This window comes from Stenotrophomonas sp. B2, assembly GCF_014947095.1.
GTDB classification, from domain to species: Bacteria; Pseudomonadota; Gammaproteobacteria; order Xanthomonadales; family Xanthomonadaceae; genus Stenotrophomonas; species Stenotrophomonas maltophilia_P.
This window is the reverse complement of the sequence record NZ_JADCQA010000002.1, coordinates 97,667-119,962: the sequence shown is the minus strand read 5'-3', so window position 1 is coordinate 119,962 and position 22,296 is coordinate 97,667. Positions and strand designations below refer to the sequence as shown.

General features: G+C 68.0%; 21 protein-coding genes. 13 read left to right on the top strand and 8 right to left on the bottom strand.

What is annotated here, in order from left to right:
- Positions 1-18 precede the first annotated feature (18 nt).
- Complete coding sequence (gene phhA, locus IMX13_RS02570) at positions 19-912, bottom strand: phenylalanine 4-monooxygenase (RefSeq protein ID WP_053516024.1); 894 nt, start codon at positions 910-912, stop codon at positions 19-21.
- 125 nt (positions 913-1,037) lie between these two features.
- Between phhA and IMX13_RS02565 the strand changes: the two genes are divergently transcribed.
- On the top strand, positions 1,038-1,523 hold the full coding sequence (locus IMX13_RS02565; protein ID WP_053516027.1) for an Lrp/AsnC family transcriptional regulator: 486 nt from the start codon (positions 1,038-1,040) through the stop codon (positions 1,521-1,523).
- 24 nt (positions 1,524-1,547) lie between these two features.
- Here the strand turns inward: IMX13_RS02565 and IMX13_RS02560 are convergent, their stop codons facing one another.
- Both IMX13_RS02560 and IMX13_RS02555 read right to left on the bottom strand, forming a co-directional pair.
- Positions 1,548-2,540 carry a patatin-like phospholipase family protein gene (locus IMX13_RS02560; RefSeq protein ID WP_065174096.1) on the bottom strand — a complete coding sequence of 331 codons (993 nt, stop codon included), beginning with the start codon at positions 2,538-2,540 and terminating at the stop codon, positions 1,548-1,550.
- A 182-nt stretch (positions 2,541-2,722) separates the two neighbouring features.
- Positions 2,723-3,745 (bottom strand): TIGR00266 family protein, encoded by a 1,023-nt coding sequence (locus IMX13_RS02555; RefSeq protein ID WP_193395693.1) that lies wholly within the window; start codon positions 3,743-3,745, stop codon positions 2,723-2,725.
- 160 nt (positions 3,746-3,905) lie between these two features.
- On the opposite strand from IMX13_RS02555, the gene IMX13_RS02550 reads away from it, so the two are divergent.
- Positions 3,906-6,173 carry a TonB-dependent receptor gene (locus tag IMX13_RS02550; RefSeq protein ID WP_193395692.1) on the top strand — a complete coding sequence of 756 codons (2,268 nt, stop codon included), beginning with the start codon at positions 3,906-3,908 and terminating at the stop codon, positions 6,171-6,173.
- Positions 6,174-6,279: 106 nt separating this feature from the next.
- On the opposite strand, the gene IMX13_RS02545 is transcribed toward IMX13_RS02550, so the two are convergent.
- Positions 6,280-7,119 (bottom strand): phosphatase PAP2 family protein, encoded by an 840-nt coding sequence (locus IMX13_RS02545; RefSeq protein WP_193395691.1) that lies wholly within the window; start codon positions 7,117-7,119, stop codon positions 6,280-6,282.
- 259 nt (positions 7,120-7,378) lie between these two features.
- Between IMX13_RS02545 and IMX13_RS02540 the strand changes: the two genes are divergently transcribed.
- Both IMX13_RS02540 and IMX13_RS02535 read left to right on the top strand, forming a co-directional pair.
- On the top strand, positions 7,379-8,257 hold the full coding sequence (locus IMX13_RS02540; protein WP_065182116.1) for a hypothetical protein: 879 nt from the start codon (positions 7,379-7,381) through the stop codon (positions 8,255-8,257).
- An 11-nt stretch (positions 8,258-8,268) separates the two neighbouring features.
- Positions 8,269-9,474: a DUF4785 domain-containing protein gene (locus IMX13_RS02535; RefSeq protein ID WP_193395690.1), complete on the top strand. Its 1,206-nt coding sequence runs from the start codon at positions 8,269-8,271 to the stop codon at positions 9,472-9,474.
- Positions 9,475-9,562: 88 nt separating this feature from the next.
- Here IMX13_RS02535 and IMX13_RS02530 read toward each other — a convergent pair whose 3' ends face one another.
- On the bottom strand, positions 9,563-10,405 hold the full coding sequence (locus IMX13_RS02530; protein WP_315973559.1) for an ATP-binding cassette domain-containing protein: 843 nt from the start codon (positions 10,403-10,405) through the stop codon (positions 9,563-9,565).
- Positions 10,406-10,535: 130 nt separating this feature from the next.
- On the opposite strand from IMX13_RS02530, the gene IMX13_RS02525 reads away from it, so the two are divergent.
- The 4 genes from IMX13_RS02525 (at position 10,536) to IMX13_RS02510 (ending at position 14,606) form a co-directional block, all read left to right on the top strand.
- A complete protein-coding gene (locus IMX13_RS02525) occupies positions 10,536-11,738 on the top strand; it encodes a fatty acid desaturase (protein ID WP_053516042.1) in 1,203 nt (400 codons plus the stop codon).
- Positions 11,735-12,064 carry an EF-hand domain-containing protein gene (locus tag IMX13_RS02520; protein ID WP_128987651.1) on the top strand — a complete coding sequence of 110 codons (330 nt, stop codon included), beginning with the start codon at positions 11,735-11,737 and terminating at the stop codon, positions 12,062-12,064. The genes IMX13_RS02525 and IMX13_RS02520 overlap by 4 nt, the downstream gene beginning before the upstream one ends.
- Before the next feature lie 19 nt (positions 12,065-12,083).
- Positions 12,084-12,896: a bifunctional DNA-formamidopyrimidine glycosylase/DNA-(apurinic or apyrimidinic site) lyase gene (mutM, locus tag IMX13_RS02515; RefSeq protein WP_193395689.1), complete on the top strand. Its 813-nt coding sequence runs from the start codon at positions 12,084-12,086 to the stop codon at positions 12,894-12,896.
- Between the two features lie 105 nt (positions 12,897-13,001).
- Complete coding sequence (locus tag IMX13_RS02510; RefSeq protein ID WP_193395688.1) at positions 13,002-14,606, top strand: glucan biosynthesis protein D; 1,605 nt, start codon at positions 13,002-13,004, stop codon at positions 14,604-14,606.
- A 37-nt stretch (positions 14,607-14,643) separates the two neighbouring features.
- Here IMX13_RS02510 and IMX13_RS02505 read toward each other — a convergent pair whose 3' ends face one another.
- Both IMX13_RS02505 and IMX13_RS02500 read right to left on the bottom strand, forming a co-directional pair.
- Complete coding sequence (locus IMX13_RS02505; RefSeq protein WP_128987650.1) at positions 14,644-15,354, bottom strand: sel1 repeat family protein; 711 nt, start codon at positions 15,352-15,354, stop codon at positions 14,644-14,646.
- A 103-nt stretch (positions 15,355-15,457) separates the two neighbouring features.
- Positions 15,458-16,078 (bottom strand): thymidine kinase, encoded by a 621-nt coding sequence (locus IMX13_RS02500; RefSeq protein ID WP_053516051.1) that lies wholly within the window; start codon positions 16,076-16,078, stop codon positions 15,458-15,460.
- Positions 16,079-16,180: 102 nt separating this feature from the next.
- Here IMX13_RS02500 and IMX13_RS02495 point away from each other — a divergent pair, with 102 nt between their 5' ends.
- Complete coding sequence (locus IMX13_RS02495; protein WP_065182170.1) at positions 16,181-18,157, top strand: UvrD-helicase domain-containing protein; 1,977 nt, start codon at positions 16,181-16,183, stop codon at positions 18,155-18,157.
- A gap of 86 nt (positions 18,158-18,243) precedes the next feature.
- Positions 18,244-18,771: a GNAT family N-acetyltransferase gene (locus IMX13_RS02490; RefSeq protein ID WP_074902445.1), complete on the top strand. Its 528-nt coding sequence runs from the start codon at positions 18,244-18,246 to the stop codon at positions 18,769-18,771.
- A gap of 48 nt (positions 18,772-18,819) precedes the next feature.
- Here the strand turns inward: IMX13_RS02490 and IMX13_RS02485 are convergent, their stop codons facing one another.
- On the bottom strand, positions 18,820-19,470 hold the full coding sequence (locus IMX13_RS02485; RefSeq protein ID WP_111187079.1) for a YceH family protein: 651 nt from the start codon (positions 19,468-19,470) through the stop codon (positions 18,820-18,822).
- Positions 19,471-19,560: 90 nt separating this feature from the next.
- On the opposite strand from IMX13_RS02485, the gene IMX13_RS02480 reads away from it, so the two are divergent.
- From IMX13_RS02480 to IMX13_RS02470, 3 genes are all read left to right on the top strand, one after another.
- Positions 19,561-20,487: a 5'-nucleotidase, lipoprotein e(P4) family gene (locus IMX13_RS02480; RefSeq protein WP_204313625.1), complete on the top strand. Its 927-nt coding sequence runs from the start codon at positions 19,561-19,563 to the stop codon at positions 20,485-20,487.
- Positions 20,484-21,209 (top strand): orotidine-5'-phosphate decarboxylase, encoded by a 726-nt coding sequence (pyrF, locus tag IMX13_RS02475; RefSeq protein ID WP_053516059.1) that lies wholly within the window; start codon positions 20,484-20,486, stop codon positions 21,207-21,209. The genes IMX13_RS02480 and pyrF overlap by 4 nt, the downstream gene beginning before the upstream one ends.
- 219 nt (positions 21,210-21,428) lie before the next feature.
- Positions 21,429-22,250 (top strand): serine protease, encoded by an 822-nt coding sequence (locus IMX13_RS02470; RefSeq protein WP_193395687.1) that lies wholly within the window; start codon positions 21,429-21,431, stop codon positions 22,248-22,250.
- Positions 22,251-22,296 lie beyond the last annotated feature (46 nt).

Below are 22,296 nucleotides of genomic sequence, written 5' to 3'. Positions count from 1 at the left end.
AGGGATGCCCCTGCCGCATCACACGTCGCCGCCGTCGGCCCAGCCTTCGCCGGTTCCCTTCTGGAACACACGGTCGTCGGCCTGCACGTCACCGGCCGGCAGGTGCTGCTGCTCGGCCAGCGAGGCATAGATCGGGGTGAAGTCCGGCGACGTCGCCTGCATCAGCTGCTCGAAGCTGTCGATGACGAAGTAGGTCTTCTGGAAGGTATCGATGCGGTAGCGCGTGCGCATGATGCGCTGCAGGTCGAAGCCGATGCGGTTGGGCGCGGCCGATTCCAGCGAGTACAGCGATTCGCCCTTTGACGAGACGATACCGGCGCCGTAGATGCGCAGGCCATCCGGGGTATCGATCAGGCCGAACTCCACCGTGTACCAGTACAGGCGCGTGAGGTTCTGCAGCGCCTCCGGGCCGATGGCGTGGGCTTTGACGCCGCCACGGCCGTAGGCCTCCATGTAATCGGCAAACACCGGATTCATCAGCAGCGGCACATGGCCGAACAGATCGTGGAACAGGTCCGGCTCGGCGATGTAGTCGATCTGGTCGGGGCGACGGATCCACCACGTGACCGGGAAGCGGCGGTTGGCCAGGTGGTCGAAGAAGTCCAGCTCCGGCAGCAGCCCCTCCACGCCCACCAGCGTCCAACCGGTGGCTGCGCCGAGTACTTCATTCAGCTGGTCGAAGCGCGGAATCATGTGCGCGCTCATGCCCATCTCGTCCTGCGCGTCCAGGAACTCCCGGCACGCACGGCCGACCAGCAGCTCGCGCTGGCGCTGGTACAGCGTGCTCCACGTCGCATGGTCATCGGCGCTGTAGGTATCCCACGGCTGCTCGACGAGCGCGGTGGTGTACACCGGCACGTAGCCCTTGTCGGTCTGCTGGTGTTCGACGCGGCGGGGCTGGGCGGGATCCATGGGACGCTCCTTGAAGGGATGTCCACGATGCTAGGGCAGGGCGGGCGCAACAGGGTTGCAAAAGTTGCGCGGAATGACCTTGCTGGCGCAATATCCTTGCGTACTCACCATGTTGCGGGGCAACAATGGCCGGAGAAGTCCAGTTCGATCGCACGGATATACGCCTGCTGGCCGAAATCCAGCGGGATGGTCGCGCCACCAATGCCGAGCTCGCGGCCCGGGTGAACCTCTCCCCCTCCGCCTGCCTGCGCCGCCTGCAGCGGCTGGAGAGCGAGGGTGTGATCGTCGGCTATGGCGCGCGCCTGGAACCCCGGCAGCTGCGGCTGGGGCTGCAGGCGTTCGTGCGGGTGCAACTGGAAAAGCACGACCAGGCGGCCATCGCGCATTTCGTGGACAGCGTGCAGGGCTGGGATGAAGTGGTGGCCTGCCATGCGCTCACCGGCGACATGGATTACCTGTTGCACGTCTACGTGCGCGACCTCGAGCACTTCTCGCGCTTCCTGCTGGACCGCCTGCTCAATGCCGGTGGCGTGGCCGATGCCAATTCCAGCTTCGTGCTGCGCACGGTGAAGGGCTTCCAGGCGTTGCCACTGTCGCAGCTGGAACCCTGAGCACCGCTCAGCGCGGGCGAGGGCTCAGCACTTGTCCTTGCGCCCCATCAGCCTGCCCAGCCGCGAGGTCTCCTCGCACTTCGGCGCGGCTACCGGCGGCGGTGCCAGCGCGGCGGCGCGCGCCTTCTGCAGCTGCTGGATCTTCGCGCGGATCTGCGGCATCGCGGCCATCGCCGCCTTTTCTCCCTCCAGGATCGCGGTCCCGCGCTGGCTGAAATCAGCCGCACCGATATCCAGCACGCGCGGGCGGATCACGATGTCGGCGCGGGCCAGTTCCTGCTCGCCCAGGCGCTGGCCCATGATCGCGATCGACTGGTTGACGATGCCGAGCATGTCAGTCGGTGCCTTGCCACTGGCCTTGCTGGAGATGTCCACGGCGATCACGAAGTCGGCACCGAGCTGGCGCGCGGCATCGACCGGCACCGGGCTGACCACGCCGCCATCGACGTAGTTGCGTCCGCCGATCTTCACCGGCTCGAACACGCCGGGGATGCTGCTGGACGCACGGACGGCCTGGCCCACATTGCCGCGCACGAAGATCGCGCGTTCGCCGGTTTCGAGCTGGGTGGCGACGGCGGCGAACGGCTTCTTCAGGCGCTCTGCCGGACGGTTGGCGACCTGCTCGTTGACGTAGTCCTGCAGCTTCTGGCCCTGCACCAGCCCGCCGGAGAACAGGCGGACGTCGCGGATGCTGGCTTCATCCAGCGCGACGGCCCGGCTCTGCATCTGGAACGCATCCATGCCGCTGGCGTACAACGCGCCGACCACGCTGCCGGCGCTGGTGCCGGACACCACCACCGGCTCGAAGCCGTTGGCCTCGAGCATCTTGATCACGCCGATGTGGGCAAAGCCCTTGGCCGCGCCGCCGCCCAGCGCGATGCCGATCTTCACCGGCTTGGCCTGCGGCACCACGGTCGGCGCCGGCGGCGGCGCCGGACGCACCGGATCGCCACCGCAACCGGCCAGCAGGCCAAGCAGGGCAACGGACAGCAGCACGCGGGGACGGAACAGGCTCATCGGCAATGCGCTCGCGGCGCCGGATTCAGGGAAGGGCGCCAGCATACCGAAGCCACGGCGGGCCGGGCAGGGCAGGACGACGCCCTATTCATGGACCGCCATGGGTAGCGCCGGGCATGGCCTGGCGGGCAGTTCAGGGCCGCTGCGCTCGCCGGGCATGGCCCGGCGCTACCCGCAGGCGATCAGAACCGGTTGTCGCCGTCGAGGATGCGGCCGATGCCGCCCAGCACCGAGCCTTCGCCGCGGTTCTGCCCACCTCCCTGCGGCGCGGCCATCCACATCCGGCCGGCCAGGCGCGAGAACGGCAGCGATTGCAGCCAGACCTTGCCCGGTCCGGTCAGGGTTGCCAGGAACACGCCCTCGCCACCGAACACCATGCTCTTGATGCCACTGACCCGGCGCACGTCCATGTCCACCGTCGGGTGGTAGGCGACCACGCAGCCGGTATCGACGTCCAGGCGCTCGCCGGCGGCCAGTTCGCGCTCGACCACACAGCCTCCGGCGTGGATGAACACCCAGCCATCGCCTTCCAGCTTCTGCATGATGAAGCCTTCGCCGCCGAACAGGCCGGTCATGATCTTGCGCTGGAACTGCACGCCGATCTGCACGCCGCGCGCCCCGGCCAGGAAGCTGTCCTTCTGGCAGACCAGGCGGCCGCCGTGCTGGTCCAGCTTCATGGCCAGCACGGTGCCGGGGTAGGGCGCGGCGAACGCGACCTTGGCCTTGCCCTGCCCGGTATGCGTATAGAGCGTGGCGAACAGGCTCTCGCCGGTCAGCACGCGTTTGCCGGCCGACATCAGCTTGTCCATGATGCCGCCGCCCTGGCCGCTGTGCGTGCCGTCGCCGAACACCGTATCCATCTGCACCGAGGCGTCCTTGAACATCAGCGCGCCGGCTTCGGCGATGGCGCTCTCGCCGGGATTCAGCTCGATCTCCACGAACTGCATCTCATGGCCGACGATGCGGAAGTCGATGTCGTCGGCCCGGCCCCGCGCAGGCCCGCCCGGCACGGGTGGCGGCGTGTTGGGCATGCCCGGGGCGGGCGCCTGCAGCTCGGGCACCTCGGCGATGGCGGTCCAGCCGCTCATGCCCTGGCACCAGGCCAGCGCGCGGGGGTTGGCCTGCGCGTAGCGGCGCGCGGCTTCGTCATCGAGCGGCCCGATGCGGTCGGCCTGGGCGGAGGAATGGAAGTACCACTGGGTCATGGCGGTGCGCCGGGTCGGGGTGGGAAAGCCCGAGTCTAGCGACCCTCCCCGGTGGCCCGCGACCGCGCCATGAACAGCGGCCATTTGCGGCGCAGGTGCTGTATTGCAACAATTATCTGGTAGCGCCGTTTTACCACCCCTCCAAACACAGCCTACCGCCATGTCCCCGACCCGCACTTCCCGCGGCCGTATTCCGGTCGCGCGCCCCCTCGTTGCCGCTCTCTCCGCCCTGCTGCCGCTGGTTGCAGCCGCCCAGGAAACCCCCGCCGCCAAGGATCCGGTCGCGCTCGATACCCTGCAGGTGACGGCCCAGCGCCGCGTCGAGAATGCCAAGGACGTGCCGGTCGCGATCACCGCGATCCAGGGCGAGAAGCTCGATGTGCTCGGCTCGGCCGGCGACGACATCCGCTTCCTGGCCGCGCGCGTACCCAGCCTCAACATCGAATCGTCCTATGGCCGTGCCTTCCCGCGCTTCTACATGCGCGGCCTCGGCAACACCGACTTCGACCTCAATGCCTCGCAGCCGGTCTCGCTGGTGTACGACGACGTGGTGCAGGAAAGCCCGCTGCTGAAGGGCTTCCCGTTGTTCGACCTGGCCAACGTGGAAGTGCTGCGTGGGCCGCAGGGCACCCTGTTCGGCCGCAACACCCCGGCCGGCGTGGTCAAGTTCGATTCGGCGCGTCCGTCGCAGGATGCCGATGGCTACGTCCGCGTCGGCTACGGCAGCTACAACAGCTGGAACGTGCAGGGCGCCTACGGCGGCCCGCTGACCGACCGCTGGTCGGCACGCGTTTCGGCGATCTACCAGCGCCGCGACGACTGGGTCGACAACACCCGCGTCGGCGCGCCCAACAGTGGTTTTGAAGGCTATGACGAGGCTGCCGGCCGCGTGCAGTTCCTGTACGAGGGCGACGATTTCGAGGCCCTGTTCAACCTGCACAAGCGCAAGCTCAACGGCACCGCCCGCCTGTTCCGCGCCAACATCATCCAGAAGGGCAGCAACGCGCTGGTCGAGAACTTCGACCGCGACAAGGTGGCCAACGACGGCGTGAACTTCTCCGACCTGGAAACCTGGGGCGGCAGCGCGCGCCTGCAGTGGAACCTCGGCTCGGTGACCCTGCACTCCATCACCGGCTACGAGACTGCCGAATCGCTCAACCGCGGCGATATCGACGGTGGCTACGGTGCTTCGTTCCTCGGCGCCGGCAATTATGGCCCGGGCTTCATTCCGTTCCCGTCCGAATCGGCCGATGGCCTGCCGCACCACCGCCAGTGGACCCAGGAATTCCGCGTGGAATCCAATGAGTGGGGCCGCTTCGACTGGCAGGCCGGTGTCTTCTACTTCGATGAAGACGTCACCATCGACAGCTTCAACTACGACTCGCTGACGCCGGGCAATCCGCAGACCGGCCATGCCGTGCAGAGCCAGCGCAACAAGGCGTGGGCGGTGTTCGCATCGGGCGACTTCGATGTCACCGACCGCTTCAAGCTGCGCGCCGGCGTGCGCTACACGCAGGACAAGAAGGACTTCACCGCGCGCGTGCTGCAGGCCGTGCAGGGCGGCACCCCGGTGAGCGGGCCGTACCTGGCCAACACCGACGTCGATGACGTCAGTTGGGATGTCAGCGGTGTGTACAAGCTGACCGACAACGTCAATGCGTATGCGCGCGTGGCCAAGGGCTTCCGCGCGCCGTCGATCCAGGGCCGTCTGGCCTTCGGTGGCGTGTCGCAGGCCGATTCCGAGAAGGTGATCTCGTACGAAGCCGGCATCAAGGCCGACCTGTTTGATCGCCGCGCCCGCCTGGGCTTCAGCGTGTTCCGCTACGACGTCGACGGCCAGCAGCTGATCGCGGTCGGCGGCAGCAACAATACCGCCACCCTGCTCAACGCCGACAAGACCATCGGCCAGGGTGTGGAGCTGGACCTGGAAGCCTACCTGGCCGACAACGTCCTGCTGACCCTGGGCAGCAGCTACAACGACACCGAGATCAAGGACGGAAACCTGGCCGTGGCGATCTGCGGCGGTGGCTGCACCATCACCGATCCGACCACGGTGATCAACGGCGGCACCTACGCCCTGGTCAACGGCAATCCGCTGCCGCAGGCGCCGAAGTGGATCCACAACATGACCCTGCGCGTGGGCTTCCCGCTCACCGATGGCAGCGAGCTGTACGCCTACACCGACTGGGCCTACCGCAGCCCGGTGAACTTCTTCATCTACGAGTCGCCGGAGTTCCGCAGCCGCAGTTCGCTGGAAGGCGGCCTGCGCCTGGGCTACAACTGGGAGTACGGCCAGTACGACGTGGCGGTGTTCGGCCGCAACCTCACCAACCAGACCCGCGTGGTCGGTGCGATCGACTTCAACAACCTGACCGGCTTCCTCAACGAGCCGCGGACCTGGGGCGTGGAGTTCACCGCGAAGTTCTGATGCGGTCGCTGTACCGAGGCAATGCAGAAGGGCCGGCGCAATGCCGGCCCTTCTGCGTTCGGTGTCCGCCGGGCATGGCCCGGCGCCACCTCTGCGCCGCGAGCGCTTACAGCGCGCTCTGCGGGCGTACCTTCAACACTGCCTCTTCGGCGGTGCAGTTGCGGCTGGAGTGCAGGCCGGCCTTGCGCGCGGCGGCGATCTCGCTGCGTGCCGCCAGCAGGTCGCGCTGGAACGCGGCATTGTCATGCAGCCTGGCAACGGCGGCAGCCCCCATGAAACGGCCTTCGAGGATGTCGCTCTGCCAGTGCACGTTGCACACCAGGCGGCTCTCGCCATAGTTGCGGCCACGGGCCTGGATGGCATCGGCACGATCCGGCGCGATCTCCGACAGGATCAGGGCCCATGCCCAGCCGATCGAGGTGTGGCCGGACGGATAGGAACCGTTGCTGCGCAGGCCCGCTTCATCATCCGGCGTGCAGGTCGGCTCGCCGTTGACCATGAACGGGCGGGGGCGCTGGTAGTGGTTCTTGGCGACCTTGGTGGCAGCGCTGGCGTCGATCCGGCTGCGCTCCAGCAGGCGGTACAGCGCGGGCGTCTTCACCGCGTCCACATCGATGTCGACCGCGCAGGAAAACTGGTTGGCACCTTCCGGAAAGCCCAGTTCGGCATCCAGTGTGGCCTGGGCGAAGCGCGGGCTGCCGCGCAGTGCACGCGCTTCGCGGCTGACCTGTTCATCCAGGGCGAAGCCCGCCGAGCCCGCGGTGGGTGGCGCCGGAACCAGGGCCAGGCTGGCCGGTACGGCGCGCGCGTCCAGATAGCCCACGGCCTTGGTGGTGACGTTGGCTTCGACGGCGGTCGGCCGGGCAGCAGACGCGGCACAGCCGGCCAGCGCCAGCACGATGGCCAGGCCAAGCAGGGGACGGGCAGGGCGGAAGATCACAGACATGGTCAGGCTCAGCAGAGGAAACACCACGCCATGATCGCAGCCCGCAGCCGGCGTCGCAGTGGCCGTCGGTCATACGGCCAGACCCGGCATGGTCATCAAAACGGGGCAAAAGCGTCATCGCGCTCCGCCATTCTCCCGAATCCGGGCGCAGCGCACGGACTTTCACGCGCCGGGGCATCGAGCATCGGCGCAACGATGGCACGCGTGCCATTCCATTCCAGCCGGGTCGGGGGGATCCGCTGACAGAGGGAGAGAAGCGATGCGCAGCACCGCAACAGGAAGTACCGTCCTGGTCCTGCTCGCCACCATGGCCGTCACGCCGGCCACCGCCGCCGATGTGGTCGGCGTGGCCTTCGTGCACGGCACCGGCGCGCAGACCAACGCCACCCAGGACTACTGGCAACCGGCGATCATCGACACCGTCCGCCAGGGGCTGCCGAACAGCAGCAACTATGTGGTCATCAACTGCGATTTCACGCAGTACATGTGGAAGCCGGAAGCCGCCGGCTGCCTGGCCGACCAGCTCACCGGCTTCATCAACAGCCGCGGCATCACCCAGCTGGTGGTCATCACCCATTCCAACGGCGGCAACGTGATGCGCTGGATCCTCTCCAACCCGACCTACGACAGCCGCTACCCGAACATCATCCGCACGGTGCGCAAGGTCAACGCGCTGGCACCCTCATCGGCGGGTACGCCGCTGGCCGATGCCGTGCTCAACGGCAACACCTTCGAAACCTCGCTGGGCTGGCTGCTCGGTTACAAGAACGATGCCGTGCGTATGCAGCAGGTCGCCAGCATGGCCACCTACAACGCGCAGAACCTGTACGGCACGGCCGGTCGGCCGGCACTGCCCAAGCCGTTCCGCGCGGTGGTCGGCAGCGATGTCGAATCGGCCGTGTGGGACAGCAACAGCTACTGCGGCGGCTACGCGGCCAACGTCGGCCTGGAGTTCACCCAGAACTGGCTGTCCTCGTGCTCGGACGGATTCCTGGAGTGCAGCAGCCAGAAGGCAGCGGGCAGCACCTGGTTCACCGACACGGCGCGTACCCAGGGCGCCGAGCCGTTGAGCCACAACCAGAGCCGCCGCGAGTGCTTCGGCCTGGGCGCCATCCTGCGCAACGACCTGGCCCAGTGAGGACGACGACGATGACGATGATTTCCCTTCCGCTGACCACCGCCGTGCTGGCAGCCCTGGCCACAGCCTCCGTCACGGTGCACGCTGCGCAGCCGCTGCGCGCCCTCCCCGGCGACCAGGTGGTAGCCACGCTGGTGGCCGCACCGCTGCCGCCTGACGACAGCGAACACGCGCCCCTGGCGTTTGCCTGGGCACTGGACCCGGCGCAGACCCTGCAGGCCTCCACGCCCTACGCCTCGGTCAGCCGCAGCTACTGGCAGCAGGTCGATGGCGCGCAGCTGCAACGTGGCCTGGAGCTGCCGCTGACCGCCCCCGATGCGGTGATCCAGCTGAGCCCGGCAGCCGGTGCGCGCGCGGTTCCGGCGCAGTCACTGCAGGTCCGGGATCCGGCCGGCCGCAGCAGCGTCGCCCGCGCCGTCGACGCGCGCCAGCTGCAGGACGCCGGCATGCCCGTGGGCGAAGACAGCAGCATGCTGCGCACCGGCACGGGCAGTGCTGCGGGAAATTACCGCCTGCAGAGCGCGCAGGCGCAGGGCCGCTATGTCGTACAGGTGCTTGAACCCAACAGCCCGTTGCGGCTGGAGGTGCAGGCCAGCCAGGCGCAGGTCCTGGCCGGCGGCAGCGTACAGCTGCGGGCACGCCTGCTTGAAGACGGAGCCAGTCCCGCCCAGTTGCAGGCGCGCCGCGGAGGACTGGGCGGCGAAGCCTTGCTGGTCGCACCCGATGGCCGCAGCTGGCCGCAGCGGTTGCTGCGTACGACCGACGGCAGCCTGCACGCGCAGGTACGGATTCCCGCCGAGGCCAGCAACACGCAGGGGCTGTGGGAACTGCAGGTGTTCGCACAGGCCGATGGCGTACTGCGCGACGGCAAGGTCGCCTTCGCCGTAGCCCGGCCGACCGCCCGCTTCGTCGGGCAGGCCACACCGGACCAGGCCAGCCGGCGCGTGGCGCTGCCGTTGCAGGTCGCCGCCGCCGGGCGCTACGAAGCGCGCGGCACCCTGCACGCCACGGGCCCGGATGGCCAACTGCGTCCGGTCGCGCAGGCGCACGCCGCCGCATGGTTCGACGGTCCCGGTCGCGGCCAGCTGGTGCTGCCGTTCGACCAGGCAGCGCTGCCGGCCGGCTTCGGTGCCCCCTTCGAACTGCGCGAGCTGCAGTTGCATGACCAGAGCCGGATGGCACCGATCGAGTCACGCGCAGTCGCGTTGCGGTTCTGAGGCATGACGTGGCGGGCCGGAATGCCGGCCCGCTACCCTGCACCGCCTGCAGCGCCACGCCGACGCCGGCACTGCGCAGGCGTACTGCTCACCCCGCGTACGCCGTCAGCCGGCCATCCTGTTCAACCACCCGGATCGGCCCGCCGAACACCGCCGACAGAGGCTCGTCACACAGCAGCGTGGCCCGACTGCCGTCAGCCAGCACGCGGCCGTCGCGCAGCAGCACCACCCGCTCGATCTCGGGAATGACCTCTTCGATGTGATGGGTCACCAGCACCAGGGTGATGCCCTGCTGCGCCAGTGCCCGCATGGTCGCGATCAGCTGCTGGCGGGCGACCAGATCCAGGCCGGTGGAGGGTTCGTCCAGCAGCAGCGCCTGCGGCCGGTTCACCAGCGCGCGCGCGATCAGCACCCGGCGCGTCTCGCCGGCAGAGAGCTCTGCATAGGCGCGCTCGCGCAGGGCCAGCGCACCGGTCATCGCCAGTGTCTCGCCGGCGCGGGCACGCATCTCGGCGGTCACCTCACGAAAAGCCGGCACCACGCAGCTGGCGAAGAAACCGGACAGCACGGCCTGTTCGACGGTCAGCCCCGGCATCTCGGACAGCGTGCTGCTGAGGTCACCGGTGACGATGCCCAGCTGCGAGCGCAGCCGGTCCACCTGCCAGCGGTTCTGGCCCAGTACCTTCACCGCGACCGCGCCGTCGCCCTGCGCCAGCGGGTAGAGCTCGCGGGTGATCAGCTTGATGAAGGTCGATTTGCCGCAGCCATTCGGGCCGAGCAGGGCGGTGTGCTGGCCCTGCGCGATGCGCAGGCTCAGCCCATGCAGGACCTTCACCTGGCCTCGCATCACGCTGGCGCGGTCCAGTTCGATCAACGGCGGCCGCTCCCCGGCGGACGGGACGGCGACAACGGCGCGGGCGCGCGGATCCAGGCTCGACAACTCAGGTCCCCAACTGTGAACGGTGCCACGGAAGCGGTGCTGGCGCACCGCGGTCAGAGGTGCAGTTTGCAACGCAAGCGGCCATGATGTCTGCCATCCCCGTGCGATCCGGAGAGCCTCCATGTCCGATGCCCTGATATCCCTGTTGACCGGTGGCGTGCTCGGCCTGGGAGGGTGGGCCATGCTGGCGGTGCTGCTGGTCTTCACCCAGATCACCATCTTCTCGGTGACGCTCTACCTGCATCGCAGCCAGGCCCATCGCGGCGTCGATTTCCATCCGGCACTGGCCCACGTGTTCCGCTTCTGGCTGTGGCTGACCACCTCGATGATCACCCGCGAGTGGGTGGCCATCCATCGCAAGCACCACGCCAAGGTGGAGACCGAGGACGACCCGCACAGCCCGGTCACGCGCGGCATCGGCACGGTGTTCTGGCGGGGAGTGGAGCTGTATCGGGAAGCACGCGGCATGCGCGCGGATATCGAGCAGTATGGACGCGGCACGCCCGACGATGCCATCGAGCGCCACCTGTATACCCCGCATGCGACCCTCGGCCCGGTGCTGCTGCTGGCCATCAACAGCGTACTGTTCGGCCTGCCGGGCGTAGCACTGTGGGCAATCCAGATGGCGTGGATTCCGTTCTGGGCGGCCGGCGTGGTCAATGGCCTGGGGCACTGGTGGGGTTACCGCAACTACGAATCGGCCGACACCTCCACCAACCTGACACCGTGGGGCGTCTGGATCGGTGGCGAGGAACTGCACAACAACCACCATGCCTTCCCCAGTTCGGCACGCTTTGCCATGCGGCGCTGGGAAGTCGACATCGGCTGGTGCGCGATCCGCCTGCTGCAGGCCCTGCGCCTGGCCAGGGTGCTGCGCGTCGCACCGGCGATGGATGTGCGCCCGAACATCGCCGTGCCCGACGCCGAGACCCTGAAGGCACTGCTGTCGCATCGCTTCCAGGCGATGACCGATTACCAGCGCAACGTCTTCATGCCGGCCTTGCGCGAGGAAGCCGCCCAGGCAGGCGCCAAGCTGCGCCGGCTGCTGCCGCGGCGGCTGCGCCGCGGCCTGGTCAACGATGGGCGCTGGCTGAAGCCGGACAACCGTGCCCAGCTCAGCGAGTGGGTGGCGCAACGCCCGCGCATCCGTGTGCTGGTCGAATACCGCGCGCGGCTGGCTGCGCTGCTGGAGGCGCGCGGGCACGATGCCGCCGAGCGCCTGCGACACCTGCAGGCGTGGTGCCGCGAGGCCGAGGGGAGCGGAATCGCCGCGCTGCAGGCCTATGCCGAACGGCTGAAGGGCTACACGCTGGTGGGCGCATGAGGGCAGGGGCGCTGCTGCTGGCCGCGCTGCTGCCGGCCGCCGCCCCGGCCCAGGTCAGTGACACCCGCAGCTACCTGCAGAAGATGGACAGCGACGGCGACGGCCGGGTCAGCGAGACCGAGTACGTGCAGTGGATGCTGTATGCCTTCGACCGCATGGACCGCAATGGCGATGGCGTGCTGACTACCGATGAACTGCCCGGTGGCAAGGGCAGAGCGATCACCCGCGAGCAGCAGCGGCAGGTCATCGTGCAGCGCTTCCACAAGCAGGATGCCAACGGTGACGGGTTTCTCGACGCCCGTGAGCTGTCCGCGCCCCCGCGTTGAGCGGGCGTAGAATCGGGGCATGCCTGAACTGCCCGAAGTCGAAACCACCCGCCGCGGCCTGGCCCCGCATCTGCAGGACCGCCGCGTCCATGGCGTGATCCTGCGCCGCGCCGACCTGCGCTGGCCGATTCCGCCGGAGATTGCGCAGCTGCTGCCGGGACAGCGCATCGAAGGCATCCGCCGGCGCGCGAAGTACCTGCTGCTGGACACGGTCATCGGCAGCGCCGTACTGCATCTGGGCATGTCCGGCAGCCTGCGTGTACTGCCGGGAGATACCCCACTGCGGGCACATGACCACGTGGATATCAGCCTGGACAACGGGCGCCTGCTGCGCTTCAACGATCCGCGCCGCTTCGGCAGCCTGCTCTGGCAACCGGCCGGGCAGGTCCATCCGCTGCTGCAGGAGCTGGGGCCTGAACCGCTGGACGAGGCCTTCCATGGCGATTACCTGTTCGCCCGCAGCCGCGGCCGCAGCGCCCCGGTCAAGACCTTCCTCATGGACCAGGCGGTGGTCGTGGGCGTCGGTAACATCTATGCCGCCGAGAGCCTGTTCAAGGCCGGCATCAGCCCGCTGCGCGAGGCCGGCAAGGTCTCACGCGAGCGCTACCAGCGGCTGGCCACCGCGGTGAAGGAAACGCTGGGCTACGCGATCACCCGCGGTGGCACCACACTGCGTGATTTCATCAGCCCCGATGGCGCACCCGGCTACTTCGAGCAGGAACTGCTGGTCTATGGCCGCGACGGGCTGCCCTGCCCGACCTGCGGACGCCCGCTCAAGCACGCCATGATCGGCCAGCGTGCCAGCGTGTGGTGCAGCCACTGCCAGCGCTGAGGCGGTCCAGCCAGCGGCAGCTGAATGGGAGGTTGCGCCCTCCGCTGCCCGTTAACGTTTGTCTGCCTATGATGGCCGACCCTTCCCTGTGCCTGACGCGCCTGCATGCAACGACGCGACTTCATCCGCAACGCCTCCCTGGCCCTGGCAGCCTTCGGCCTGCCGTCCCTGCCCGCCTGCGCCGCCAGCAGGAACGGCCAGGTCGGCCTGCGCCGCCTCGGCCAGCCGCAGCCGTTCAGCTTCGCCAGCCTGAAGGGGCAGGCACGCGCACTGGCACAGGCGCCCTACCAGAGCCACAAGCGGGTGCTGCCGGGCCGGCTTGAAGCGCTGGACTGGGACCAGTACCAGTCCATCAGCTATCGCCAGGACCACGCGCTGTGGGCCGATCAGCCCGGCAAGTTCCAGGCCAAGTTCTTCCACCTGGGCCTGTACTTCCATTCGCCGGTGCGCATGTTCGACGTGGTCGACGGCCAGGCGCAGGAACTGGCCTATGACGGCGCAGCGTTCAACTACGGCAAGAGCGGGATCCGCAACGGCGAACTGCCGGCGGACCTGGGCTTCGCCGGGTTCCGCCTGAACACCCGCAAGGATACCGACCGCGATTTCGCCGCGTTCCTTGGCGCCAGCTATTTCCGCGCGGTCGGCAAGGAAGGCCAGTACGGGCAGTCCGCGCGCGGCCTGGCGATCGATACCGGCATGGGCAGGCCGGAGGAGTTTCCCGACTTCATCGCCTATTACCTCGAACAGCCTGCCGCCGATTCGGACACCATCATCGTCTATGCGTTGCTGGACTCGCCCAGCGTAGCCGGCGCCTACCGCTTCGCCATCACCAACGGCGATGTGCTGCTGATGGACATCGACAGTGCGCTCTATCCGCGCAAGGCGATCGAGCGCCTTGGCATCGCGCCGTGCACCAGCATGTACCAGGTGGGTGAGAACGACCGCCGCATGGACTGGGACTGGCGCCCGGAGATCCACGATACCGATGGCCTGTCGATGTGGACCGGGGCCGGTGAGTGGATCTGGCGGCCGCTGTGCAACCCGCGCAACCTGCGCTTCAACATGTTCGTCGACCGCAATCCGCGTGGCTTCGGCCTTCTGCAGCGCGACCGCAACTTCGATCACTACCAGGACGACGGCGTCTTCTATGAGAAGCGCCCCTGCCTGTGGATCGAGCCGAAGGGCGAATGGGGCGAGGGCTCGGTGCAGCTGGTGGAGATCCCCACGGTCGATGAGACCTTCGACAACATCGTCGCCTTCTGGAATCCGAAGGAGAAGCCGCAGCCGGGACAGGAGCTGCTGGTCGGCTACCGCCTGTACTGGGGCGCCGAGCCGCCGGCACGGCCACCGCTGGCGCATTGCGTGGCCAGCCGCACGGGGCTGGGCGGTGTGGTCGGCAAGAAGCGCGAGTACTTCTCGTGGCGCTTCGCCGTGGACTTCGAAGGCGGCGAACTGGCAAAGCTGATCGACAAGGCCGAGGTCGAGGCAGTGGTGGAAACCAGCCGGGGCCGTGTCGAGATCGTATCGGCGCGTCCGCTGCGCGAGATCGACGGTTACCGCGCGATGTTCGACCTGGTGCCGCCGGAGGGCAGCACCGAACAGATCGACATCCGCCTGTACCTGCGCAGCGGTGGCAAGCCGCTGACCGAAACCTGGCTGTACCAGTACACGCCGCCGCCGGCCGGTGCACCGGAGCGGACGCTGTACTGAAGCAGACGGGTGCCGGCCAAGTGCCGGCACCGATAACTCACGGCTTGGCGTCGGTGGCGTGCGACTGCGTCGGCACGCCCACTTCCACCGTGCCACGGCGGATCTTCATCCAGGTTTCGTCCTGCCAGCGTTCGTACTGCTTGGGATCCCAGTACTTCGGATCGTACATGCGATCAGCCTTGATCGTGCGGGAGATGCCGCCGTCCATGTATACGATGTCCACATTGTTGGACATCGAGCCGACACGGCTGCCGGTCATCTCGCGCCGTCCCTTCCTCAGCACTTCCGCCATGCGCGGGCGGGCAACTTCGTCGCCATACTCGGCCCGCAGCGCGTTGGCCTGCGCACGCGCGGCCTCATGCTGCTCCAGTGGCAGCGCGGCCCAGTACTCGTTGCGCAGGTCCACGAACAGGGGGTAGCCGCGCTCGGCCGCCACATCCATCCAGGCAAATGCCATGAGCGGATCGCGCGGCTGGTTCACTCCATACCAGTACAGTTCGCCCAGGTAGCCCTGCGCAGGCTTGTCCGCGTAGCGTGCGGCCAGCCGGAAATTATCCATCGCGCCTTTGACATCATTGCGGTGCAGGGCGTTTACGCCCCACTGCCGGTACATCATGTCCGGGTGGTTGTCCATGAAGCCTGCGCCCAGCAACGTGGGATCCTGCTCCACCGGAGGACGATCGGCGGCGAAGGCGGGCAGCCCCAGCGGCAGCAGAAGCAGCGGCAACAACAGAAGCGTGGAACGCATGGCGGACTTCCTGTTCGGCAGCAGACGTGGCCGCAGCCTAGGACCACTGGCCCGCGGCTGTAAACTGCCGGAGGTCACGCGTGCAGCGGCATGGGCCGGTGGATCACAGCGGCAAGGGCGCCTGCATCGGCTCGATGCGGCCTTCACCGCGGGTGATCTTCTTGAACTCGGCCCGGCTCACCGACACATAGCGGTCGTTGCCGCCGATCTCCACCTGCGGGCCGTCCTGCACGGCATGCCCATGCTCATCCACGCGGACGGTCATGATCGCCTTCTTGCCGCTGTGGCAGATGGTCTTGATCTCCTGCATCTCGTCGGCCCATGCCAGCAGGTACTGGCTGCCTTCGAACAGTTCACCGCGGAAATCGGTGCGCAACCCGTAGCACAGCACCGGGATGCGCAGCTGGTCGACCACTTCGCTGAGCTGCCAGACCTGCGCGCGGGTCAGGAACTGTGCTTCGTCCACCAGCAGGCAGCCCATCGGCCCGTTCGATGCCAGGTCCTGTTCGGCCCAGCGCTGCAGGTCGGTGTCGCGGTCGAACGCCATGCCTTCGGCGCGCAGCCCGATCCGCGAGGCCACCACGCCTGCGCCCGCGCGATCATCCAGGCGCGGGGTCAGGATCGCCACCCGCATGCCGCGCTCGCGGTAATTGTGCGCGCTCTGCAGCAGGGTGGTGGTCTTGCCGGCGTTCATCGCCGAGTAGTAGAAGTAGAGCTTGGCCATCGACGGATTGTACGCCGCAGCCACGGTTGGCCGAAGCTGTTCAGCAACCCCACCGGCGGTCCGGCTGTGGTCCTCACCCGGCCCCGCTACAATCCCCCTCCCATGCACGGTCTCAATCCTCCCCAAGCCGCCGCCGTCCTGCACATCGAAGGCCCGTTGCTGGTGCTGGCCGGTGCCGGCAGCGGCAAGACGCGCGTGATCGTGGAGAAGATCGCCCACCTGATCGGCTGCGGCCGCTACCCGGCCCGCCGCATCGCCGCGATCACCTTCACCAACAAGTCGGCCAAGGAGATGCGCGAACGTGTGGCCAAGCGTCTGCGCGAGCAGGACGCCGACGAGGTGACCATCTGCACCTTCCACGCCCTGGGCCTGAAGTTCCTGCAGATCGAGCATGCGGCGGTGGGCCTGAAGCGCGGCTTCTCGATCTTCGATGCCGACGACGCCGCCGCGCAGATCAAGGACCTGATGCATGGCGCCAAGCCCGACGATATCGAGGACATGAAGAACCTGGTGTCGCGGGCGAAGAATGCCGGTCTCTCGCCCGAGCAGGCGATGGCTGCCGCGCGCAGCAACCGCGAGAAGGAAGCAGCCAGCGTCTACGAGCGCTACCAGCTGCGCCTGACCGCGTTCAACGCGGTCGACTTCGACGACCTGATCCGCCTGCCGGTGCAGATCCTGGAGGAGAACCCGGAGATCGCCCTGGCCTGGCGCGAACGCATCGGCTACCTGCTGGTGGACGAATGCCAGGACACCAACGACGCGCAGTACCGCCTGCTCAAGCAGCTGGCCGGGGACAAGGGCAACTTCACCTGCGTGGGTGACGATGACCAGTCCATCTACGCCTGGCGTGGCGCCAACCCCGAGAACCTGCAGCAGATGGGGCGCGACTATCCCACGCTGGAGATCATCAAGCTGGAGCAGAACTACCGCTGCTCCAACCGCGTGCTGCGCGCGGCCAATGCGTTGATCGCCAACAACCCGCACGAGCACCTGAAGAAGCTGTGGAGCGATCAGGCCGACGGTGAGCGCATCCGCGTATGGGAATGCCGCAACAGCGAGCACGAGGCAGAGAAGGTGGCCGCCGAGATCGCCTTCGTGGCGCAGTCGCGCAACGTGCCGTGGAGTGACTTCTGCATCCTGTTCCGCGGCAACTTCCAGTCGCGGCCGCTGGAGAAGGCGATGCAGCTGCTGCGTATTCCCTATCACCTGACCGGCGGCACCATGTTCCTGGAGCGCCAGGAAGTGAAGGACACGCTGGCCTGGCTGCGGCTGCTGGTGAACCCGGACGACGACACCGCATTCATGCGTGCCGTGCAGGCGCCCAAGCGTGACGTGGGTGCCGGAACGCTGGCCAAGCTGGCCGAACTGGCATCGGAAAAAGACATGCCGATGGCCCAGGCGGCCGAGGCGATCGGCGCGCTGTCACAGCTGCCGCCGCGCGCTGCCAACAGCCTGGCGCGTTTCACCGACATCCTGCGCGACCTGCGCGCACAGATGCGGCAGGTCAGCTCCGGTGACATGATCCGCAAGGTCGCCAAGGAATCGGGCCTGCTCAGCGAGCTGCGCCAGCAGGCCAAGGAAGAGGCCAGCTACCAGCGCCGCGCCAACAACATCGAGGAACTTGCGCAGTGGTTTGAAGGCGGTCCGCGCGGTGCCACCGCCGCCGATCTGGCCGGCCAGCTGGCACTGTTGTCGCGCAGCGACAAGGATGAGGGCGGCAACCAGGTGCGGATGATGACCCTGCATGCCTCCAAGGGCCTGGAGTTCCCGTATGTCTTCATCGTCGGCTGCGAGGACGGCGTGCTGCCGCACCAGGTCAGCCTCGACGAAGGCAACCTGCAGGAGGAGCGGCGGCTGCTGTACGTGGGTATCACCCGCGCCAAGATCCAGCTGTGGATGAGCTACAGCAAGCTCACCCGCAAGTTCGGCGAGCATGTGCGGCTCAAGCCCAGCCGCTTCTTCGACGAGATCCCGGCCGAGGAGATCCAGCGCGACGGCGCCGATCCGGTGGCCGATGCCGCGCGCAAGAAGGAGCGGGCAACGGCGGGACTGGCGGCGATCGAGGCCCTGTTCGACTGACCGGGGTCGGATCCCTTCCCGCAGGGAAGGGCTCTGACCCCAGCACATCGCCCTACAATCGGGCCTCTCCACCCACAGGTCTGCGCATGCATCCCATCGAAAGCGAACGCCTGCGGCTCCGCCGCATCGAGCCTGATCGCGATGCAGCGCCGATGCTGGCGCTGCTCAACGATCCTGGTTTCGTGCGCTTCATTGGTGACCGCAACGTGCACAGCGAAGCGCAGGCCCGCGAGTACATCGCCCTGCGCGTGCTGCACAGCTATGCGTTGAACGGGTTCGGCATGTATGCCATCGAGCGTCTGTCCGATGGCGCCTGGCTGGGCAATGCCGGGCTGGTCCGGCGCGACGGCCTGCCGGGACCGGACATCGGCTATGCACTGTTGTCGGAGTACACGGGGCACGGCTACGCGGGGGAAGCAGCGCGGGCGGTCTTCACCCACGCGCGCGGCGCCCTTGGCCTGCAGGACCTCTATGGCATCACCGACCTGGACAACGTCGTGTCCGGGAAAATCCTGCTGGGCCTGGGCATGTGCGAACGGGGGGTCATCCAGCTGCCCGGCATCGCCACGCCCAGCCGTCTGTATGCCACGCCGGGAGCGGCGCCGGTCGGCTAGTCCGCCTGCACCGCATCGACAGCGTTGGGCCAGGCCCGGCGGGCCGCCTCAGCCGCGCAGGTCCGCCAGCTGCGCCTGCAGTTCGGCCACTGCCGCTTCCAGCTGGGCCACCCGTTCAGCCAGGCCCGGGTCGGCCGGCTCGCTGCCACCGGCACCGCCTGCGTACCGTGCCGCCAGTGCCGCCGCGTCCACCTCGCCGCACAGCAGGTGCATGTAGCGGTCCTCGCGCTGGCCGCTGGCGCGCGGCAGCACGATGAGCAGCTCACGCTGCTGCAGGCGCTCGATGGCGTGGCGGGCTTCGTCGGTGTCGGCGAAGCGGTACAGGCGCTCGCTGCGCGTGACCAGCTCGCCCAGTGTCTGCGGCCCGCGCAGCAGCAGCATCGCCAGCAGCACGGTCTGCTGCCGGGTCAGGTCCAGCGCGGCCTGCAGGCGATGCTCGTAGCGGTCTGCACGCGAGGAGAAGTGCTGGCGCGCCAGGCCCATCGACTCCAGCTGGCGCAGCGCGTGCTGGACACTGCCGGCGTCGACGTTCATCACCGGCTCGCGCGCGGTCTTCTGGTTGGCGGCCGACTGGGCGGCGTTGACCGTCAGCGGGTAGGTGTCCGGCGTGGTCGCCTCCTTCTCCACCAGGCAGCCCAGCAGGCGGGCCTGCACGGGGTCGAGCAGGGGACGGTCGGGGGTCTGGATGGCATCGGTCATGGCGGCCTCCGGGAAGGCATCGGGTCAACCGCCAAGCATAGCCGTCCCGATGGCACCTTTGCCGGTAAAATGAGCCGATATCTGTTGCCGGTGAATGCCATGCGTCGTCCTGTTTCCCTGTCCCTCACCCTGCTCGCCACGGCGCTGCTGGGTCTGTCCGCCTGCAAGCGCGTCGAGACCCCGGCCACCGACGCGGCCGCTCCGGTGGCCCCGGCTGCCAAGACCGGGGCGGCCGGCGAAGCGACCGCCAACGACAACCTCAACGCGGTGCTGTGGATGCAGCGCGCGCAGGAGTACCGCGCGATCACCGAGCAGACCTACCGTGCCGCCGCCGACCGCCTGGACGGCGCGCTGAAGGAAGCCCACTGGGACGCGCTGGTGCCGGAAGAGCGCGGCAACGAGGCCAAGGGCCTGAAGCCCGCGGTGGTGCTGGACGTGGACGAAACCGTGCTGGACAACTCGCCCTACCAGGCGCGCCTGGTGCGCGATGGCAAGGAATACGACGAGCTGAGCTGGGACCAGTGGGTCGCGGAGAAGAAGGCCAAGGCGATTCCCGGCGTAGTCGATTTCGCCAAGGCGGCCAATGCCCGCGGCGTGACCCTTCTGTACATCTCCAACCGCGCCGTGCACCTGAAGGAAGCGACCCTGGCCAACCTGCGCGAGCAGGGCCTGCCGGTCGCCGATGACAGCGTGTTCCTGGGCCTGGGCACCGTGGTCGAAGGCTGCGAGCAGGCCGGCAGCGAGAAGAACTGCCGCCGGCGCCTGGCCGGGCAGAAGTACCGCGTGCTGATGCAGTTCGGCGACCAGCTGGGCGACTTCGTGGAAGTGACCGCCAACACCAATGAAGGGCGTGACGCACTGCTGCAGCAGTACCACGACTGGTTCGGCGAGCGCTGGTGGATGCTGCCGAACCCGACCTACGGCGGCTTCGAGCCGGCGCAGTTCAACAATGACTACAGCCAGTCGCGCCAGGCACGCCATGATGCCAAGCGCGCTGCCCTGGACTACGCGCCGTGAGCCGCGCACCGCTGCCGCTGCGCGACGATGAGCGCCTGATCTTCGCGCTGGATGTCCCTGACCGCGTACAGGCACTGGAGTGGGTCGACCGCCTCGGCGAGAGCGTGGCTTTCTACAAGATCGGCATGGAACTGCTGGCGTCCGGTGACTACTTCCAGGTGCTGGATGAGCTGGCGCGCCGCGACAAGCGCGTGTTCGTCGATCTGAAGTTCTTCGACATCCCCGCTACCGCGGCGGCGGTGATCCGGCGGCTGTCGCAGTGGCCGGTCAGTTACGCCACCATCCACGGCTGGCATCCGGCAATGATGGAAGCCTGCGCCGCGGCCAGCACCGGCGACATGCGCCTGCTGGCGGTCACCGTGCTGACCTCGATGGGGCGTCCGGACCTGGCGCAGATGGGAATCGACCGCGAGCCGGTGGACGTGGTGGTCGAGCGCGCGCTGGCCGCGCAGGCCGCCGGTATCGACGGAGTGATCGCATCAGGCCAGGAAGCCGCGCCGATCCGTGCCGCGACCGGTGCCGGCTTCTCGATCGTCTGCCCGGGCATCCGCCCCGGGGGTCCGGTCGGCGACGACCAGAAGCGTACCGTCGGCGTCGCCCAGGCGTTTGCCGATGGCGCCGACGCCATCGTGGTCGGTCGACCGATCCGCCTGGCGGCCGATCCGCAGGCAGCGGCGCGGTCGATCCAGCAGGAAATCGCGTCGGCTTTGGCTGCACGCTGAGTCCCGCACCAACAGCGATCACGGTGACATCATGAACGCCATCGCGCTGCATGCGGGATGGCGTTCGCAATTGTGGCTCCCGTAATGACGCGACCGTCCCCACACCGATGAACTGTGAGCCCGCTCGCAGTGCGCGGGGGTGGTCGCCCTTCCAATCGATGCACCGGCGTGGACCGCGGCTTCGCCGGTTCCAATCATCGATAGAGGGAGTACAAGGATATGTATCGCAGCACCTCTTTGCTGTTCGGTGGCCTGCTGGCCGCTGCCATCTTTCCTGCCACCGCAGCAGCACCGGCGACCGGGTCGCCCCACATCATCGGCGGCGCCCCGGCCGTGCCCGGCGAGTATCCGTTCATGGTCAGCCTGCAGGGCCTGGAGCTGGGGGACAGTGACTTCGACCGCCACGTCTGCGGCGGCACGGTGATCTCGCCGTCCTGGATCCTGACCGCAGCGCACTGCGTACAGGGCAACTCGCCCGCGCGGCTGGCGGTGCTGGCCGGCAGCACCACGCTGGCCACCGCGCCATCGCCTCGAGCGTCCAACATCAGGGCGATCCACGTGCACCCGGCCTTCAACAGCGGCAACACCCTGGAGCACGACGTGGCCCTGATCCACCTCAGCGCGCCGCTGGCCGACGTGCAGCCGGTTGCCCTGCGCCTGCGTCCGGACGCCAGCTATCTCAAGCCGGGTCGTGATTTCACCGTGATCGGCTGGGGTGACACCGGCATCGATGACGACGTGATCTACCCGACCGAGCTGCAGGCGGTGCGGACGCCCTTCGTGCCCTTCGCGCAATGTCAGCAGGCGTACGCCGGCGAGCTGGCCCGCGGCAAGGTGATCTGTGCCGGTCGCGAGGGCATCGACAGCTGCCAGGGCGATTCGGGCGGGCCCCTGCTGTTGCGCCTGCGGGAGGGCTGGACCCAGTTCGGCATCGTCAGCTGGGGCGAAGGCTGTGCCCTGGCTGGCTACCCGGGGGTTTATGCCCGAATCGCCGAAAAACATGCCGTGGATTTCATCGAATCCGTGTGGCAACGCGATTGATTCAATAAAATCAATAACTTGAATAACATTACATCATGTGTTGCCT

Bases quoted from the DNA above. Each gene is read 5' to 3' on its own strand.
- phhA (WP_053516024.1), bottom strand. From the start codon at position 912: ATGGATCCCGCCCAGCCCCGCCGCGTCGAACACCAGCAGACCGACAAG.
- IMX13_RS02565 (WP_053516027.1), top strand. From the start codon at position 1,038: ATGGCCGGAGAAGTCCAGTTCGATCGCACGGATATACGCCTGCTGGCC.
- IMX13_RS02560 (WP_065174096.1), bottom strand. From the start codon at position 2,540: ATGAGCCTGTTCCGTCCCCGCGTGCTGCTGTCCGTTGCCCTGCTTGGC.
- IMX13_RS02555 (WP_193395693.1), bottom strand. From the start codon at position 3,745: ATGACCCAGTGGTACTTCCATTCCTCCGCCCAGGCCGACCGCATCGGG.
- IMX13_RS02550 (WP_193395692.1), top strand. From the start codon at position 3,906: ATGTCCCCGACCCGCACTTCCCGCGGCCGTATTCCGGTCGCGCGCCCC.
- IMX13_RS02545 (WP_193395691.1), bottom strand. From the start codon at position 7,119: ATGTCTGTGATCTTCCGCCCTGCCCGTCCCCTGCTTGGCCTGGCCATC.
- IMX13_RS02540 (WP_065182116.1), top strand. From the start codon at position 7,379: ATGCGCAGCACCGCAACAGGAAGTACCGTCCTGGTCCTGCTCGCCACC.
- IMX13_RS02535 (WP_193395690.1), top strand. From the start codon at position 8,269: ATGACGATGATTTCCCTTCCGCTGACCACCGCCGTGCTGGCAGCCCTG.
- IMX13_RS02525 (WP_053516042.1), top strand. From the start codon at position 10,536: ATGTCCGATGCCCTGATATCCCTGTTGACCGGTGGCGTGCTCGGCCTG.
- IMX13_RS02520 (WP_128987651.1), top strand. From the start codon at position 11,735: ATGAGGGCAGGGGCGCTGCTGCTGGCCGCGCTGCTGCCGGCCGCCGCC.
- mutM (WP_193395689.1), top strand. From the start codon at position 12,084: ATGCCTGAACTGCCCGAAGTCGAAACCACCCGCCGCGGCCTGGCCCCG.
- IMX13_RS02510 (WP_193395688.1), top strand. From the start codon at position 13,002: ATGCAACGACGCGACTTCATCCGCAACGCCTCCCTGGCCCTGGCAGCC.
- IMX13_RS02505 (WP_128987650.1), bottom strand. From the start codon at position 15,354: ATGCGTTCCACGCTTCTGTTGTTGCCGCTGCTTCTGCTGCCGCTGGGG.
- IMX13_RS02500 (WP_053516051.1), bottom strand. From the start codon at position 16,078: ATGGCCAAGCTCTACTTCTACTACTCGGCGATGAACGCCGGCAAGACC.
- IMX13_RS02495 (WP_065182170.1), top strand. From the start codon at position 16,181: ATGCACGGTCTCAATCCTCCCCAAGCCGCCGCCGTCCTGCACATCGAA.
- IMX13_RS02490 (WP_074902445.1), top strand. From the start codon at position 18,244: ATGCATCCCATCGAAAGCGAACGCCTGCGGCTCCGCCGCATCGAGCCT.
- IMX13_RS02485 (WP_111187079.1), bottom strand. From the start codon at position 19,470: ATGACCGATGCCATCCAGACCCCCGACCGTCCCCTGCTCGACCCCGTG.
- IMX13_RS02470 (WP_193395687.1), top strand. From the start codon at position 21,429: ATGTATCGCAGCACCTCTTTGCTGTTCGGTGGCCTGCTGGCCGCTGCC.